This window comes from Endozoicomonas acroporae (genome assembly GCF_002864045.1).
GTDB classification, from domain to species: Bacteria; Pseudomonadota; Gammaproteobacteria; order Pseudomonadales; family Endozoicomonadaceae; genus Endozoicomonas; species Endozoicomonas acroporae.
The window spans coordinates 1-17983 of sequence record NZ_PJPV01000135.1 but is presented as its reverse complement, the minus strand read 5'-3'; the positions used below and the strand labels follow the sequence as shown (position 1 = coordinate 17983).

General features: G+C 45.1%; 15 protein-coding genes and 1 pseudogene. 7 read left to right on the top strand and 9 right to left on the bottom strand.

Annotated elements, in window-relative coordinates; all coding sequences use genetic code 11:
• Positions 1-288 precede the first annotated feature (288 nt).
• The gene (locus tag CX664_RS18625) at positions 289-1050 is read left to right on the top strand and encodes a DeoR/GlpR family DNA-binding transcription regulator (RefSeq protein WP_101748183.1); all 762 of its coding nucleotides are present in this window, start codon (positions 289-291) and stop codon (positions 1048-1050) included.
• Between the two features lie 401 nt (positions 1051-1451).
• Here the strand turns inward: CX664_RS18625 and CX664_RS18620 are convergent, their stop codons facing one another.
• A complete protein-coding gene (locus CX664_RS18620; protein WP_101748182.1) occupies positions 1452-2372 on the bottom strand; it encodes a hypothetical protein in 921 nt (306 codons plus the stop codon).
• A gap of 248 nt (positions 2373-2620) precedes the next feature.
• Between CX664_RS18620 and CX664_RS26555 the strand changes: the two genes are divergently transcribed.
• A complete protein-coding gene (locus CX664_RS26555) occupies positions 2621-2761 on the top strand; it encodes a hypothetical protein (RefSeq protein ID WP_163371680.1) in 141 nt (46 codons plus the stop codon).
• Between the two features lie 407 nt (positions 2762-3168).
• Complete coding sequence (gene pdxA / locus CX664_RS18615) at positions 3169-4188, top strand: 4-hydroxythreonine-4-phosphate dehydrogenase PdxA (protein WP_219622234.1); 1020 nt, start codon at positions 3169-3171, stop codon at positions 4186-4188.
• On the opposite strand, the gene hslR is transcribed toward pdxA, so the two are convergent.
• The 3 genes and pseudogenes from hslR to CX664_RS28275 form a co-directional block, all read right to left on the bottom strand.
• Positions 4182-4571 (bottom strand): ribosome-associated heat shock protein Hsp15, encoded by a 390-nt coding sequence (gene hslR, locus CX664_RS18610; protein WP_101748180.1) that lies wholly within the window; start codon positions 4569-4571, stop codon positions 4182-4184. The genes pdxA and hslR overlap by 7 nt on opposite strands.
• Positions 4572-4917: 346 nt before the next feature.
• Positions 4918-5352, bottom strand: a complete 435-nt coding sequence (locus tag CX664_RS27565) for a hypothetical protein (RefSeq protein ID WP_241693439.1) — start codon at positions 5350-5352, stop codon at positions 4918-4920.
• A gap of 162 nt (positions 5353-5514) precedes the next feature.
• Positions 5515-5664, bottom strand: a pseudogene (locus tag CX664_RS28275) (RING finger domain-containing protein); the annotation flags it as partial.
• A gap of 292 nt (positions 5665-5956) precedes the next feature.
• Here CX664_RS28275 and cysQ point away from each other — a divergent pair.
• Positions 5957-6781 carry a 3'(2'),5'-bisphosphate nucleotidase CysQ gene (gene cysQ, locus CX664_RS18595; RefSeq protein ID WP_101748178.1) on the top strand — a complete coding sequence of 275 codons (825 nt, stop codon included), beginning with the start codon at positions 5957-5959 and terminating at the stop codon, positions 6779-6781.
• A gap of 26 nt (positions 6782-6807) precedes the next feature.
• On the opposite strand, the gene CX664_RS18590 is transcribed toward cysQ, so the two are convergent.
• Complete coding sequence (locus CX664_RS18590; protein WP_101748177.1) at positions 6808-7185, bottom strand: NirD/YgiW/YdeI family stress tolerance protein; 378 nt, start codon at positions 7183-7185, stop codon at positions 6808-6810.
• Between the two features lie 595 nt (positions 7186-7780).
• The gene (locus CX664_RS18585) at positions 7781-9226 is read right to left on the bottom strand and encodes a hypothetical protein (protein ID WP_101748176.1); all 1446 of its coding nucleotides are present in this window, start codon (positions 9224-9226) and stop codon (positions 7781-7783) included.
• 471 nt (positions 9227-9697) lie between these two features.
• Between CX664_RS18585 and CX664_RS18580 the strand changes: the two genes are divergently transcribed.
• On the top strand, positions 9698-10879 hold the full coding sequence (locus tag CX664_RS18580; protein ID WP_180966548.1) for a metallophosphoesterase: 1182 nt from the start codon (positions 9698-9700) through the stop codon (positions 10877-10879).
• A gap of 12 nt (positions 10880-10891) precedes the next feature.
• On the opposite strand, the gene CX664_RS18575 is transcribed toward CX664_RS18580, so the two are convergent.
• A complete protein-coding gene (locus CX664_RS18575; protein WP_101748174.1) occupies positions 10892-11155 on the bottom strand; it encodes a Txe/YoeB family addiction module toxin in 264 nt (87 codons plus the stop codon).
• Positions 11152-11394, bottom strand: a complete 243-nt coding sequence (locus tag CX664_RS18570; protein ID WP_101748173.1) for a type II toxin-antitoxin system Phd/YefM family antitoxin — start codon at positions 11392-11394, stop codon at positions 11152-11154. Before CX664_RS18570 ends, CX664_RS18575 begins: the two co-directional genes overlap by 4 nt.
• Positions 11395-11816: 422 nt before the next feature.
• Between CX664_RS18570 and CX664_RS18560 the strand changes: the two genes are divergently transcribed.
• Both CX664_RS18560 and CX664_RS18555 read left to right on the top strand, forming a co-directional pair.
• Positions 11817-16712 (top strand): coiled-coil domain-containing protein, encoded by a 4896-nt coding sequence (locus tag CX664_RS18560; protein ID WP_101748171.1) that lies wholly within the window; start codon positions 11817-11819, stop codon positions 16710-16712.
• 268 nt (positions 16713-16980) lie between these two features.
• Entirely contained in the window at positions 16981-17625 is a 645-nt protein-coding gene (locus CX664_RS18555) for a TetR/AcrR family transcriptional regulator (RefSeq protein WP_101748170.1), read from the top strand.
• Between the two features lie 2 nt (positions 17626-17627).
• Here CX664_RS18555 and CX664_RS18550 read toward each other — a convergent pair.
• Positions 17628-17983 (bottom strand): hypothetical protein (locus tag CX664_RS18550; protein ID WP_219622233.1); only part of this gene is annotated, 356 nt, incomplete at its 5' end.

Here is a 17983-nt window from a genome sequence, read left to right as displayed (position 1 = left end):
TAAGGCCTTTCACACTCCCCCGGGCTGCGCGAGTCCATGAAAAATTAGTAATAGTTCATCATTCTGGTGATATAATCCCGCGCCAAATGCCCATTGATCGGTCTTCTGCATTCGAGTGCCATCAGTTCATTACCGCACGGTAACCCCGTAAGCCCCTCTTACGGGACAATACTTTTCTGAATACTCATCGGAAGCAAGCATCATTACCGTTGGTCGAGTTCTGCGAACCTGATGTGCCAGTTGATCAACAGGGCAAACTGATCATGCTCCATTTAATGAGGAACAACTATGCTTCCGGTTGAACGTCGCGAACATATTCTTGCTTTTGTTGAAGAAAAAGGCTGTGCCAACATCGAAGAAATGGCCGAACGTTTCGATGTCTCCCAAATGACCATCCGTCGTGATATTCGCACCCTGGAGCAAGAAGACAAGCTGCGCGTGACCTATGGCGGTGCTGTGTCCAAAAGCTTCCTGATGGAAGATATCCCTTACGAAAAGAAAAACGCGGTGAATATCGAAGAGAAAAAATCCATCGCCCATGAAGCCCTGAAGCAGATTCGTGAAGGGCAGATCGTTCTGCTGGACTCTGGTACCAGTACAATGGCGCTGGCCAAACTGATGATGCGCATGAAGGTTACCGTGATCACCACTGACCTGAAAATTGCCCTGCAGCTGTCAGACTCGTCAACGGTTAAGGTGTTCACCACCGGGGGTAATGTCAGCGCCATCACCAAGGCGCACACGGATGTTGCTGCCCTGTCATTCCTGGACAGCATTAATGCGGATATCGCCTTCCTGGCCACCAACAGCTGGAGCCTGAACAATGGCGTGACCACGGCATCCAACGATCACTACTATATCCGTCGCAAAATGATGGAACGGGCCAATAAAACCGTTCTGCTGGCGGATTCCAGTAAATTTGGTGCCTCCAGCATGAAAACCATTGCTCGTCTGGAAGAGCTGGATTGCATTATCACCGACAGCAAGTTTGATGAAGAGAATCTGGCCGCGATCCGCGAAGCCGGTGGCAATATCATTCTGCCGTCCTGAGCAAATATCACCTTCCGGGAGCCCTGTGGCTCCCTTTTGTGTTGACTCCAGGAGCCTGTCGGACTTAAGCATCCATAGCAAGGATTGCGAGAAATTTTCAGAGCAGTTTATCGCAACCGTACGACTGCATGGATGCGGGAGCTGGAGCAATGCATGGGCAATTGCCGCTCAGGACAGCCTTAAGTTCGACAGGCTCTGAGTGCATAAGTAGTTGGCCAAATGGAATCGTATATTTCTGGCTAAGTGGGCAGTTACTATGCAAGGCGCACCGTAGGGAGCATAGCCGTAGCTATGTGACCGGAGTTGCAACGCCGCAGAGTGACTGCCCACTTAGTCAGAAATATATGATTTCATTTGGTTAACTACTTAACAGCGCCAACACCCATTCTGCCATGAATTCCTTAATGTCTACCCTGAGAGCACTGCCTTATTCGGCCTGCTTTAGCGGGGTCTTTGCAAGACTCTCTAAGGCGGCGCCTTCTTTGGTATTCCCTTTGGTAATCCCTTTGTTGTTCAACGTAAGCGGGATCTTTGCAAAGCTCCTTTCTGCGCTCCCTTACGCGCTCCCTTTCGCGCTCCCTTTCGCGCTCCCTTTCGCGCTGGGCGTAAGCAGGGTCTTTGCGAAGCGCCCTTACGCACTCCCTTACGCGCTCCCTTTCGCGCTGTGCGAAAGCGGGATCATTCTGGTAGCGCTCCCTTTGACGAGCCTTCTTGCGTTCTGCGTAAACCGGATCATTATGGTAACGCTCCCTTTCGCGCTCCCTTTCACGTTGTATTAAAGCAGGGTTATTGCGAAGTACCCTTTTGTTCTTCCTTGAGCGCTCCCTTTCACGCTGTGCGAACGCGGGATCATTCTGGTAGCGCTCCCTTCGACGAATCTTTTTGCGTTCTGCGTAAGCGGGATTATTCCTGTAGTATTCCCTATGGTACATCCTCCGGTGATCACCGTTTACGGGATCTTTGCGAAGTTCCTTTTTGCGCTCCCTTTCGCGCTGTGCGTGTACGGGACTACTCTGGTAGCACTTCCCTTGACGCAGCCTGAGGCGTTTTACGTAATCGGGATCAACCGGGTTGTGCTTCCCTTGACGCGGCCTGAGGCGTTTTACGTAATCGGGATCAACCGGGTAGCGCTTCCCTTGACGCGGCCTGAGGCGTTTTACGTAATCGGGATCAACCGGGTTGTGCTTCCCTTGACGCGGCCTGAGGCGTTTTATGTAAGCGGGGTCATTCTGGTCGCGATTACTTTGACGTTCAATTAGTAATGAGTAACTTTCGTCAGGATTCTTACCACTTGACCCGGCTATATTGTCTGATGACTCCATTTCATACTCTGCGGAGGTCTGAGTTTGGTTTTCGTTATGATGAAAAGAGTGCGCCGATGAGCCTGGCTGGGATGATTGACCTAAACCTAAAATTGACTGGATCGAAAAACGTTCATTATCCGGAATATATCTAGGGGCAGGTGTACCATTCCAGGCGTCTGTCCTGGCTGGTAAGTGAACTGGATGATCTTTTGTAGCATGGCTGACTACGATTACTACCGACCTTTTTTTAAAATGGGGATTAAGAAATGGATTATGAAAAGGCACCGTTGGCCGCTGAAAGTGATTTTCAGACATCTCATCAGTACACATGGGATATGGAAAAGAGTCTACTTCTGCAACACCACGGAAGAAGACCTGCCCTGATGCAGCAGATTCAGAGAAAGTGATATCCTGAACAGAAGAAAATCGATCAGAATCTGCCTGTAATTGAACATAAGAAATAGGACTATGCATTAAATTATTGAATTCGGATAATTGACCTATAGCTTAAGATCAATTCCTCTTGTAAAAGTTCCCTTCCATTTGGCGGCAGCAACAAAGAACCGATGCCATTGTCCTACCTGACGGAATGGTGGTGTAGAGTGAGGCAGCCTTGAGCAGTACGGTTTCGGACAGTACTTGTGCCTGGTTGTAAAGCAAGCACCCGGAACTGTGTAAGCGGATAGACGTCAACTACGAGCTTTTCCCTGTCATCAGTTTCACCAGGGCCTATTTACTACTCAGAAATGAAGTCTTGTGGCACTCAACATTACTGCTAAGCTGATATGAGTCTCCAGCCTTGCAGACGGTCCCGGTGTGGCCGATAGCCGAAATGCCTCCCCTGATCTGTATCCCCATGGGTGACCCAGCCGGTATCGGCGCAGAAATCATTATCAAGTCACTATGTGCCCCGGAGCTTGCCAGCACCTGTCGGCCAGTGGTGATGGGGGATGTTCGATGGCTGGAACAGGCCGCCAGCCTGTGCAGGAAGAAGGTCAGCTTCCGGTTGCTTCAACAAACGACTCCTGACTTGCATCAGCCCGGACAAATCAACCTGCTTGACTGCCCGATCACAAATATCGACAACATTATGTTCGGGAAAATCTCAGCGGCATCCGGCGCGGCAGCATACCAGTTTATTGAGCAGGCGGTTCACTATGTTCAACAGCATAATAAAAGTGCCATCGTTACCCCACCCATCAATAAGCTGTCGCTCAAAGCGGCCAAGATTCCTCATATTGGCCATACGGAAATACTGGCATCACTGACTCACACCCATGACCCTATTACGCTCTTCCAGGTTGCCGGGCTCAGGGTTTTCTTTCTTACCCGCCATCTGTCGCTCAGGCAGGCCTGTGATGCCATTGTTGAAGACAGGGTTTTCAAGGGCATTGTCAAGTCTTACCAGATTCTCAAGTCCCTGGACATCCCTTCGCCATCGCTGGCTGTGGCCGGCTTGAACCCCCACTGTGGCGAGAACGGGCTGTTTGGAGATGAAGAAGTCTGTGCCATTGAGCCTGCGGTGATGCGGGCCAGGAAGGAAGGGTGGAATATCACTGGCCCCATTCCCGCTGATTCCGTTTTCCATCAGGCACTTAACGGCGATTATGATGGGGTGCTGTCCATGTATCATGACCAGGGCCATATCGCCACCAAGATGGTGGACTTTCAACGTACGGTTTCCATTACCTGTGGCCTGCCCTTTTTGAGAACCTCGGTGGATCACGGAACCGCCTATGATATCGCCGGTACCGGTCAGGCCAGCGAAGTCAGCCTGACGGAAGCGATCAAAGTCGCCATACAATATACCGATGGAAACCACCGGAATCAGTAATCCGCCTTGTGCTTCAGGATCTCACGACGCTGCTTTTTATCCGGACGGTGATCAGGTCTGGGTATGGCACCTCGCAAGGCTTTTCGATTCGCGGCGGCCTCTTCCCGGGCCTGAAGGCTCTCAGGCGTTTCTTCATAAAGCTGCTGGGCCAGCTCGGCCTTCTGCCGCTTATCGTTGAGCTGCTTAACGATAACAATGCGCTCATCCCAGCCAGCACGAAGTTTTATCACATCACCCACCCGGGGCTCTTTGCCTGGCTTGCACCGCTGACCATTCAAGTGCACTTTGCCACCATCTATGGCTTCTTTGGCAATACTGCGGGTCTTATAAAAGCGTGCTGCCCATAACCATTTATCAAGTCTGATCTTTTCACTATTACTCATTCGGTCCCCCCTTGGAGCCTGTCGGACTTAAGACTGTCCTACTGCGGTTGCGATAAATTGGTCTAAAAATTCCTGCTTCTTCGTCAAATAGCCCCGCTATTCTCCTCAGAAGCAGAAATTTTTATCCTCAATTTCTCGCAATCCTCGCTACGGGGTCGCCTAGACGGACGCTTAAGTCCGACAGGCTCCCAGGAAATAAACAGTTCCCGGAAATCCTCAACTGCATTGTAGGTACTGGAAACTCCCGAGTAGCCAGTCCTCTTACTTTCGGGGGCGGAGGAATTGTTCAGCTAGAGAACTTTGCCATTTGCTCTAACGGGATACCTTTCACCCTGAAGGAATTTTTTCACACAACTACTGGATTCCATTCCTGTTGGCAATATACGAAATCAGCCGCCCCCCCCCCGACAAACCCCCCGGAAGCAGCACCGATGATACCCCCGGCAGCAGCCCCGACAACACATGCATCCCTGATACACCCGGCAGCAGCCCCGACAACCCCGGAGGCAGCACCGACCACACATGCATCCCCGATACCCCCGGAAGCAGCCCCGACAACCCCGACAGCAGCGACAGCAAGCCCGCCAATCACGACAGCAGCGCCAACAGCAGCGCCGACAGCAGCGCCGGCAGCAGTCCCGATATTCCTGGCAACCCCGGCAGCAGCTGCGACAGCCCCGGCAACAGCCCCGGCAGTAATCGAGGCGGTCGGGAGAGTAATCAAGACAACCCCGGCAACAGCCCCGTCATCAGCCCCGACTGCAGCCCATAAAGCAGCCACTAAGAAAGCACCCCAGAGAGCAAACGCGGGGGCGAACTCCAAAATAGTTCGGCGAGTAAGTATAATCGTTTTTTCCGAAATAATGACCACACGCTCCTGCAATGGGATATTTTTTATCTCTTTTAACTTGTTATCAGTTAATTGATTTGTACAGATAGGGCATTTTTTTTGGTTGGAACTTTCCACCCATTTCCGCATGCATGATTTACCAAAAGCATGTCCGCATATTAGCTCGATGCTTTTGTATTTTGTTGAGTCACAACATATTGAGTCATAACATATTGCACATTTAACACCGTTAGCACTATTCATATCAAAGCCGAACCATAAAAGGATTTTTTTCAATAGAACATCGGATAATAATATTTGGTTAACTACTTACTTAGACTTCAAGGGAAAAAGTCACAAGGGAAAAAAGTCATTAGATGAGACGTTTTCATTTGATCAGCTAATGACGCTGTGTGCCCGACCGGACTATACGGAAGCAAGAGTGATCGCAGCCCTGTTTATGGTGCGCGAACAATTTCAAGCCGGGTGACTGGGTTGATAAAACCGGCCAACTCAGGCCAACTGGGCCTGATCCACCTTTGCCAGAGTGCGAGATATGAACGATTCTGAGTCTTTAATTCCTGAGTTAGTACACATTGCCAGAGAGGCAGGAAAAGGTATTCTCGCCGTCTATCAGCAGGATGATCTTGGGGTACAAACCAAGGCGGATACTACGCCTGTCACCAAAGCTGATCTGGCGGCCAATGCAGTCATCGTTAATGGCCTGGAAGGTTTACCGGTTACATACCCTCTGCTTTCTGAAGAGTCTGACCATCCCTCCTGGCAGGAAAGAAGAAACTGGCATCGTTACTGGCTGATTGACCCTCTGGATGGAACCAAAGAGTTTATTAACCGCAATGGTGAATTCTCAGTCAATATTGCCCTGATTGAGAATAACTACCCGCTCCTTGGCATCGTGCATATTCCGGCGACGGATACCACTTACTGGGGAGGTAAAAGTCTGGGCGCGTGGAAGCAGGTTAACGATGGTGTTGCCAATGAAATCCGCCCCAGAAAGTTCGCTCCGGAGAAGGAAGTCATCGTTCTTGGCAGCCGCAGTTATGGCACAGAACAGGCCAGTCACTACCTTAACGCACTGAAAGCTGTGTATCCGGGCCTTATATCCAGGAAAGTTGGCAGTGCATTAAAAAGCTGCCTGATTGCTGAGGGTCAGGCTGACATCTATCCCAGACTTGGCCCTACATCGGAATGGGATACCGGGGCTGTTCAGGCGGTTGTTGAAGGGTCAGGCGGATTGTTTCTTAATCCGGATGGCCAGCGGTTCAGTTATAACCTGAAAGAAAGCCTGATTAATCCAGACTTTCTCGTACTGGCTGATAAAACGATTCAATGGAATAATTTCTGGCCGCCGCGTTCCTGAGGGACTGTATGAGCGGCAGATAGCTATCAAAAGACATAATGAATAGCATCCACCTCAACCCTGGGGGCTCTGTCGGGTGGATTATCCACCTCACCTTTAATAATGGTGGGAGAGTTCAGCTTAACCTCTTGATCGGGCAGGGCTGAATCATCAATAAGTACCTTAATCTCACCGGTTTCACCACGAAACAGATATATTTTCCCTTTGATTTTCTTAACAATTTCACCGGAAATCCGAACCAGTTCTTCATCGTCCGATGTGTTCAGAATTTCTTCAACACTTTGCTTGTGATACATGGGATTTTCGGACGTATCGCTCTGGTCAAGATTAAAACGTGTTTCCTGAGAGCAGGCCGAGGCAATAAAACCTGACAGGATTATTCCTGCTAACTTTCCTTTCGTCATAAGTCTTATCTCTATTCAATCCATATATGATTATTCGGCAGTGCCGGATTATGATGCAATATCCATTTAACCCTGTTAAAAACGCTATTTATTTTCTTAGCTATTTATTTTCGTAGCTATTTATTTTCGTAGCTATTTTTCTGTAGCTATTTTTTCTGTAGCTAATCATAAATAAGATCCATGCTAATTAAGACCCAATCCATAATAGCAAATGCTTTCCGGGTTTGTTCAAAGCCAACAATTATCTATCGAAATAGTTAACCAAACGAAGACGGGACCGTTCACGAAGAGCACAAAGAAAAGATTTCCTTTCTCCGTGCTCTTTTTGACCTTCGTGGTTATCCAATTCCAAAACCCATTAAAAATATTGGGGTACCATTACAGTAAATTCGATCCTTTTTTGTGCAGGTCTTTCTGAACGCAACGGGATAAGTAGCTAACCATATGAAATCATATATTTCTGACTCCTTGTTCAGGCACTCTGCTTCGTTACAACTCCGGTCACATAGCTACGGCTATGCTCCCTCCGTTGTGCCTCGCATAGCACCTGCCCAAGTAGCCAGAAATATATGATTCCATATGGCCAGCTACTTAATTATGCTAACTTGGGGACCTTGTTGCTGAAAAAACCATCAAGCACCTTTTGAGTTTCCTCCAGGGGACCTAAATTCCCCAGGTCTTTTGCAATGATGGGTTTCAGTAGCTGCCTGGTATCTGCATCGAAGTAGTCTTTGTCATTCCATTCGAAACTATCCGCAACCGAACGAGGGCCACCCCTTAAATCCTCACGTGGCTGATTAATATAGTTGATAATATCTTGCAGAAAGTGCAAGGTTTTGATGGTCTTCGGAATCAACAGTGACTCTGCCCAATGACTGACCTTCATTTGCTGAACGGGACCCTCCGTCCATTGGTCATAACCTTTCATTAGCTCGCTTGCCTCACTTGAAAGTTCATGGCTGATCAACTGCTGGAAAATATCTTTATAGTTTTCCTCCCATTTATCAGGGGCCGTAGCCAGCTGAAAGGCTAAAATTAACAAATCCTCATATCCCAATTCATGAGAATGGGCGCTACTTAACTGGGCATCCAGAGAGTCGTGGTGTTTGGGTTTGGAACGATATTCAGACATTTTGTGTAAGACCTTCGTATACGACACCATCAAATGACTGACCCTTTCCATGGTTCCGGTATTATTAGTCGATAATGCGTCAAGCCAGATATCCTTGACCAAACGGAAAAAGACCGGATACTCCAGGAATGAACATTCATCGATTTTGGGAAAATCTGGCGGAGGGTTATTAACAAACTCCTGAACTTGTTGGGCAAACTTACCAAAACGGCGTTGATAGTCCTCTGGAGAATAATTCTTATAGTACTTTGGATCGAAACTATGATATGGAAGATTTGCAAGACCAGGAAATATCCGCGGATGGGCACCCGGGTATGATTCACGGTAGTGAGTGCAGACTCCTGTGGCAGACCCGAAGTCACATAAGAACTGTTGATCATAACCAATAGCCAGAACTGGCCAGCCATAACGGATGTAGGTTGCCGACTCCTTGAGAAACTCTGGCCAATTGCTGACAATCTCGGCCACTTTTTGCTGCTCCGGCCACGCAGAGGTAAGGTGTTCGTCAATTTTTTTGTCCAGACTTTTTTTCAGTGACTCGGCAAACCTGGCGACCTGTTTGACCATTTGAGATTGATTACGGAAGCCGAGAGTCTTGTCCATAGCCTCTTTGATGGTGTCAAATGCAGAGGTTATATCAACGCGTTTGCTGGCAAGCTCCTGAATAATTTCAACCGGAGTTGGTTTAATTTTCCGTTCACGCAGTGCCGTCTCACCAATATTAATCTCCTCCTTGGGATACCCCAGAGTATTCAGTTGAAGGCGCTCATATGCGGTGGTGGTGTGCCGGGAATCGAACGTCTCGGCGGCTACAGATGTGGTGCAGAAAGCACCGTCGAACGATAATTGATCAGGACCATCGACGGAAGTGTGCTGAATAGGTGGTTGTGACTGGATGGAATTCGCCATGTAAACTCCTGAACGTAAAATGAAAACAAAATTCTTGTGATTGACCAGATCAAAAGCCGATATGTTGACTGACCGATCAATTTTATGGACAACCGGGTTAGAGTTTGGTTCCCGAACTCTTCCGGTTGGCCAGCAGTTCAGTTATAACCGGAAAGAAAGCCTGATTAATCCAGACTTTCTCTTACTGGCTGACAGGACGATTCAATGGAGTACTTTCTGGCTACCTGGGCTGGTTAGCTACTTACTATGCGAGGCACAACGGAGGGAGCATAGCAAAGACTTTCCGGGTTTGTTCAAATCCAACCATCATCTGTCGATATATTTTTAACCTTTTCATAGTGTTAGTTAATTAAAATTGATTTGGAAATCATAACGCAGTCACTTCGCAATAATATGAGGCCCATTATGCCCCACCTTACCATCCGGAATGCATTCAAGAGCCTAACCTCTCTCGTCCTGGGCATAGTGTTCATGAATCAATGCCTGGCGACAGAACAAGACTGCACCAACCTGCATGAACTCCAACACTACTCTGATCAGCTATTGCCTCTGTGTGAAGCCGATGATTCGGCCACACCGATCCAGCTGGCCTCCGATCAGGCACTGGAGGTCTGTGATGAACCGGATGGCAGTGGCATGTGCAGAACCTATTTCAACGCTACCGGCAATGTGGCAGAAGCGCTGGAAGACAATTTTTCCTATGCGCGGTTGATTCCGTTCAACCATCACGATTTTTATATGGCATTTATGTCAGACCCTCAGTATCCATGGTCATGCAAATCATCAAAGGAAAATTGTGATGACCAGGACAAAGCCTGGCAGGAAAATATGAATTATGTGCAAAGCCTCAATGCATTAATGGATGACCTGGGTAAAGAACAACTGGCCGGCGTCGTCATCAATGGCGACCTGACCGCTTTTGGTTATGACTGGCAGTTCGATGCCTACTACCAGCTATACCACAACGAATTAAAAATGAACGTCTATCCGGGCCTGGGTAATCATGATATTTCCAACAATGTTGATGGCTGCTTTTTGAATAACTGTGCTTCCAGAATGATGCTGTATTTGCGAGATCATGTGCGTACGTTGAATGTCCGCAGTTTTGACTATCACAGCACGGGGACTTATTTCGAGTTTCCATCACTGAAAAAAAAATTCAGTAAAAGCTTTGCTTATTCCTGGGATATTGGTGACATCCATTTCGTTCAACTCAATAATTACCCAACCTACACGGCACAATGGGATGGCTGGAACTTTGCCAGGACCCGAAGGGATTATTTTGCTATCCAATCCGCCAGAGAGTGGCTGGCCAATGACCTGGAACAGGCCAGCAGTGAAGGCAAACATATTATCCTGAACTACCACATATCCGGTTTTACCAATGAGATAAGAGATATCCTGCGTCGATATAAAATTTCTGCCATTTTTGCCGGTCACCTGCACTCTTTTGTAGGCCAGGTTGATTTTCACACCCTGTGGGATTTCTACGGACCAGGTGAGCACCTCCCTGTGTTTCTGGGAGGCGCAACGGTGTTCCAGAAATACATGCTGGTTCGATTTGAGGAAGATCAATTTGAGGTCAGTATTGTGAAAAGTGATCAGGGTGCAAGTTACGAGTTGGAGAGTGAGGGTGTATATCCCCTTTATTAAGGTAGTGACCAACTATTCGTAATGTGTCCACATCCTGATGATTTTAACGGTTTTCTCTTTTTTCAGTACCTGGTAAACCAGCCGGTGTTGAATATTAATTCTCCGCGATAATGCGCCGCTCAGGTCGCCCAACAGCTTTTCGTAAGGTGGTGGTGTTTGATATGGATTAATCGCCAGTATTTGCAGCAGGGCCTCTGCTTTGGTTTTCAGGTCTGCGGCTGCGATTTTCTTTGCATCTTTTTGGGCCTGACGGGTGTATATCAATTTCCAACTCACCAGCCGGGCTCCTCACTGCAATCTGAAATATCACTGGCCAATCCGTCCCGAATGGATTCCCGCATTCCCGGTATATTGAGCAGGTGAAGCGTTTCCTGAATAGCACTCCAGTCTTCTTCAGATACCAGTATGGCGTTATTACGTTTGCCGGTAATAAGCACTGGCTTATGGTTTTGGGCGGTTTCATCAATCAGCCGGTACAGGTTTGCACGGGCTTCGCTGGCGCTGTATCTGCTCATGGGCTTTTCTCCTGTTTTCTGTATAACTACGTACGTAATATAGTACGTCTTATTTGATTATGCCAAGGTTGGGAGCCAATTTTTGCTCAGATCAACTCCGAGAAAAACAATCTGACCTTTCTGGTTTGGTCCTGATTTGTTAACCTCATGCAGCTGACATTAAGAGTGGTGGTCGTGAGCGCCCAGCGGCCTTCAGGCCAAACCAGGTACAGGGAACTTTCTGACATTTTTGAGTTCAAAGATCTGGCGTAAGTTAATGTCGTTCGGTCTGCTCTTTTATAAATGCCATCATCACTGATTAACACACCAAAAGCAGCAACCATTTAATATAGGAAAGTTCTAAGCAAGTTAAGTTCAATTCACTACATTGCTTATTTACACATCAGCGATGTACGCAGCCATTCAGAGAAAAGTAGGGACTTATGGATATATCCGCAGCAAAGCAGGATTTTTTCACTCCACAAGCCTCTCAGAAAAAAAAGCCTGGGGGTCGACAGGGGAAAAAAAAATCCACAATGGGTTATGCACTAGAGTGCAATAATTCAACCAATCCAAGAAAACGTCACAACACGTCTCAGGACTCAGATCAACTCTCCCCCCGTGCAAAGGTATTGAAAACACGTAAAATTACCCCGCCCATAACAATGCAGGCAAACATTCTCCATGACCAGATTTTTACAGATCTGACCGAAGACCCCAAACAAGGCAAGGGAAAGAAAATTTTTGGGGATTTCTGGGGTGCTTTTAAAAGTATTCTGGATGCATTCTGTAACCAATACCATGGTGATGATATCCCCATAATGGAGGAAAATATACTGGCAGCATGGATGTCATGCAAAGATATAACCAAAGAAAATGACAAGAAGTTAGTCAAAATTGTCTGGGGTGATCGTTATTGCAAAATCACAACGGTTAATTATTTTTGGGATCAGGCAAAGAATATGGTTTTACGAGGCATCAAGGAAGGTGAAAATTACTTCTCTTATGAAACTGAATACAAAACCGGTAAAAAACCAATAACTGCATGGGAATGTCTGGACATATTTTTAACACAATTCATAAGCCGGAAAGGATGGAAAGGATCAGCAGCATTGCTCAGAGAGAAACTGACTTCATCCTTGAAAGACCCAAAGCCAACCGAATCAGACAAGAAAAAAATCAGTATTAGACACTGTGACCAATTTCTCAAACCTGAAGACATTGACAGCAAGGGTCTGCAGCTTTTTGGTAAATCTCAATGGCGAGCAATCACTAAACTGATTGCAACATCCTACAACGGTTATAGACCATCCCAACAGGAAAACTGTACACCCGAAGTTCATGATATTTTCCACCAGGCGTTAAAAGACTTTATTCAGATAATGCCAGAAATGCCCGGTATGGATGAAGTAGATGATCTTCATCCTGAAACTGGAGTACCTATAAGAAGGACGGTCGCAACGACTGAATTTAACATAAGTTCATCAGCTAATAAGCTTAACTCTGAACATACGTTTGCTACATTGATCTATCCATTTGTTCATGCTGAAAAATACGATCTCATGACACAGGATATTGAGAAATATGAGTTCCTGCTAGCGGCGGTAATGAATTTAAAGCACTACTACTTTATCGTGGTAGACCCCAGAAACACCAGTAAAGAAGAATTTAGAAGTGAAGAATTATGGAAAAATGAGCATAAGTACCATAGTATTTTTCCTTTTCTACTTGCATTTAAACCAGGTGTTAGCTCTATACCCAGCAGTGAAAATCCTGAAATTGGAGAAGATATAAATTACGATGCTTTAAAAAATTGTTTTTCTTCAGAAAATGAATTATCCATAGTAAAAAATATAAATCTTGAACTTGAATCGAGACTTACTGAGTCTGAAAAAAATATATCAAACCTTACAGACGAAAAAACATATCTGGTAGAAAAAATAGAGTTACTATCTTCAGATAATACAGAGATAACAGATGAAAACAAAAAATTAACTGATCAACTAAAAAATCACAAGGAAGAAATTTTTGAATATAAAAAGCAAATACAAGCAACAGAAGAAAAACTGGAAGAAGCCAATCTGTTACTGTTAAAAAAAGAGGAAGAAATTAAAGAAAAACTCACATTAATTAAAGAAAATGAACGCCTGACAGAAGAGCTAAAACTGTCAAAAGAGTCAGCAATATCGTTAGAGGGTGAAGTAAAATCACTGTCAGATACCATAGGATTTCTAAAAGACAAACTAGGCAAACTTGAAGAAGAATATAAAAACATTGAAGAACAATGCAAGAAAAATATAAGTGAAATATGTCCACCAAAAAAAGAAACAAAAAAGAATAAATCAGGAGATAAAGAACCGAACCAGCCATTAAGATCAATGAAAAACATGGTGGAATCTATATGCTTGATAACAAGAGAAACAAAGAAAGAAGCTGCAAATCTGCAACAAAAATTAATGGAAGAAAAAACTACAAGTCAGAAGTCAATTAAAGAGGCAGAATCATTCAGAAACACTCTTTCTGATAAGGAAAAAAAGATTAACAAACTGGAAAAGGAGATTCAATCAGCAAGAGAAGCAAGCAAAATTTCCAGAGACACATTACTTAAAAGCAGTGCAAAGATGGAAGAGTTGAAAACTCAATATCAAAATGAAATAAAAACAAAAACAAAAAAAATAGAAGAGCTAAAACAAAATCACACCAAAAAAACAAGATCACTGGAAGAAGAAATTGACAGTCTTAAAAGGCAGGAAAAAACCAATCAGGATGAACTAAAAAGCCTGAAACAGGATCTTAATAAAGCAAGTTTAAAATTAAAAAGTAATTATAGTATACAAAAAAGCTTAAGCAATAGAATCACAGAACTCTCAAAAAAGGTTAAGGAAAAGGAAAAAGATATTAAAGAAAAAGACAAAGATATTAAAGAGAAAGATAAAGGGCTGACATCCCTAAAAGACCAGATCACAGAATACAGAACAAACTCAGAACAATTAGCAGGTAAAGTTAATGTTCTGGAAAACAATGCTGAAACTTTAGCAAAAGAGAGAGAACTTCTTTGCCAATTACTCAGAGAATCCAGCAACCAGGATGAAAAAATCAAGTTTGAATCAGAAATCACTCACCTTAAAAAAGAGCTATTAAATTCTAAGGAAAGCATCAAAGTGTATGAGAGTGATTTGAAAAAAATGAAAGACAAGCAAAGCTCTCTGTTATCCGAATTAGAAAATATTAAATACGAACTAGCCAGAAAAGAAACAAAGGAACGTGAACAACTAATAAAAAAAAAGAATCTAGAAGATAAATTGAAATTGACTGAGGTAAGTGCTTTACAGTCACAATCGGAAATAAGTAGCCTGAAAAAAGAATATGAAAGACGTATTAAAGCGTATGAGAGTGATTTGAAGACATTAAAAGACAAACAAAGTTCTCTTTTGTCTGAATTAGAAAATATCAGATCTGAACTTGCCAACAAAGAAGCCAATGAACGTGAGCAACTAATAGAAAAAAAGAAACTGGAAGATAGCTTGGAAGCAAGCAAAGCAAGGATGTCACAGTTGCAAACGGAAGTCAGCAGACTGAAAGAGCATGAAGAAATTATTAAAACTTATGAGAATGAGTTGAAAACAATGCAAGATAGGCAAAGTTCTCTTACATCTGAATTAGAAAATATCAGATCTGAGCTTGCCAACAAAGAAGCCAATGAATGTGAGCAACTAATAGAAAAAAACAAACTTGAGGACAGGCTGAAAGACCATGAAGAACTCGTTAAAGGATATGAGAATAATTTAAAAACGATGAATGACAAGGAAAGCTCTCTGTTATCTGAATTAGAAGATATTAAATCTGAGCTTGCCAATAAAGAATCAAATGAACGTGAACAGCTAATAGAGAAAAACAATCTGATAGATAGCCTGAAAGAGAGTAAAGCAAGTATTTTACAACTACAAACAGAAGTCACTTCCCTGAAAACACATGAAGATTGTTTAAGTACAGAAAATAAAAAACTTAATACCTGGTTGACTGAGATCAGATCAGATCTCGAACAGTCAATATTGGAAAAAGAAGCTATTGGGCAAGACCTGAGTCTTACCCAAGATGCTCTGACCAGGCAAACAGAACTCATTAAAATAATACGTCAAGAGTCTAGCCATACACAGAATGAATTGGAAAGAGCTCAGGGCAATCTTGAAGAAATATCTGCCCAGACTGAAGCCAGCCATGAAGAATTTTGCCGACTCCTGGATCATGTGACTTCATTAGATCAAGTGAAAACCCGGTTAGAACATGATTTAACCCAATCACAAAAAAACATGACCAATTACCAACAATCAACAACTCAGGATAAAAACAGCCAATTGAAAGACCAGGACATTATTTTTATCCAGCACCAGGCACTACTGCTGGATGAAGACCAACAGTTAGAACAAGTACAGAGAGAACTCATTTGCACAAAAGCTCTGGCAGACGCGAAATGTCGGGAAGTCGATGAATTAAAGAAAGAAATGAATAACCTGAAAACAAATGTTCCTGCAATCAATCATACTGTTAATCAGCAGGTCAATATACTCCAGATGACGCCTGATCAACTGCTGGACTACCAAACGGGAATGGAAACACTCCTCAGGCAGAAAGATATTACCATTGATCTATTACATGAGATGTTGGCTGCAAATGGACAGACAGCAAAAATCCACCCCGGGCCTTCTCAACTGGCACCGTTAAACCCTGAGGCCGTTGTTCCTGTCGGGACTAGCACCAACCCAGCTCAGGTGAATAGCCCTACTGGCATTAGTAATGAAACCGGTATTGCATTTTCTGTCCTATGCCAACAATTATTGCAAGATGATAACCCGACATTTGAGCCTGACATCGTTCAGCCACCATTGACCTCAGCAGGTACAGAGTCAGCACGAGCAGTGGCAACAGTCACACCTCAACAACTATCAATGTGTGATCCGGGGACGTTCAATTCCGGTTCACAGTGGCCCGTACCCGTAGGAAAACTCTCAACTATATCGTTGAGCACTCCTGTGCAGGAGAGCACCGGGTCAGCCCCAAATACCAACGAATCACAATACAGAAGGTCAGCTTTAAATACCTCCGGATTACCATTCCCCGGGTTAGAAACCACATCCCTTCGCACTCCAGATGCTGACACACCATGGAGCTTTGGATCTATTCCCTCCCTGCTTGGCATTATCACTGATTTAGACGATATGTCCCCTGTAGAGCCTATATTTAAGGCACCAGCCCCTGACCAACCCCCATTGCCAAAGTCCAGAGATAGTTTTCCTTTTAATAATAATGCCCGGGAGCCTGTCAGACTTAAGCATCTGTAGCGAGGATTGTGAGAAATTGAGCCTATAAATTTCTGATTCTGAGGAGAATAGCGGGGCTATTTGACGAAGAAGCAGGGATTTTAGACCAATTTATCACAACCGCACGACTCCATGGATGCAGGAGTTAGAGCAATGCAGGAGCCGCTGCTGCGTAGGACAGTCTTAAGTCCGACAGGACACCTGACTCCTTGAGGGTCATGCCGGTATCAGGAATAATACTTCTCTCAATCACCTGAGGTTACCACCACGAACAGGATTGAATGAGCATATGGACGCAGTTGCGAAAAAATACCGTCCCGGGAAAATCCGGGAAAATAATAAAAAAAGCATTCTGGCCGCTGCCGAACAGGAGTTTGTGACCCATGGCTTCAAAGGCACGACCATGCAGCGCATCGCGGAACGGGCAAACCTGCCCAAGGCCAACGTTCACTACTACTTCAGCAATAAGCTTTCGCTCTATGCTGCCGTTCTGTCGCATATCCTCAAGCTATGGGATCAGAGCTTTAACAGCCTCAGTCCTGAGGATGACCCGGAAGAGGCGCTGGCCGCCTACATCCATACCAAAATCATGTTCTCCCGGAAGAATCCCCTGGCCTCCAGACTCTTTGCCCAGGAAATCATCAATGGCGGTCCGCACCTGACAGAGTATTTTGGCGAGGACTATCAGATGTGGTTTCGGGGACGGGCACAGGTGTTCAAGGCATGGTCTGACCAGGGAAAAATGGATGCGGTCGATCCTGTGCACCTTATCTTTCTACTCTGGTCATCCACACAGCATTATGCAGACTTCTCTTACCAGATAGCTCGGGCCATTGGAAAAGATACGCTTGAGCAGTCTGACTATGACCAGGCAACAGAGACATTAACCCGGATAGTCCTGAAAGGGCTGGGCATTACTCCAAACCAGCGTTAAACCTACTGGCAACATCGACCTTTTCTCGCCTCATTCCAGCGATGAAAGGTTGATACCATTGCCAGAGCTGCCCTTTCACCACGGATATGGGCAGGCAATTCAGGGTATTCCTGCCAGCGTCGGTAATGCTCTATCATCGCTTCGGGTGCACGTTCACGATAAATGTTCGGATGCTTACGCCCGTATTCCCACTTCTGAAAAGCTGAACGAATTGAGTTCAAACCCATCTGCGTATGATGGCAATCCATATCCTCTTTACCCGTAAGTGCGTGAACTGACTGGTTTAACAGTAGAAAAAAGACAGCGGCAATAGAAAAACGGTAACTATTCAGCACCCCTAACATAAATCTGGAATTTT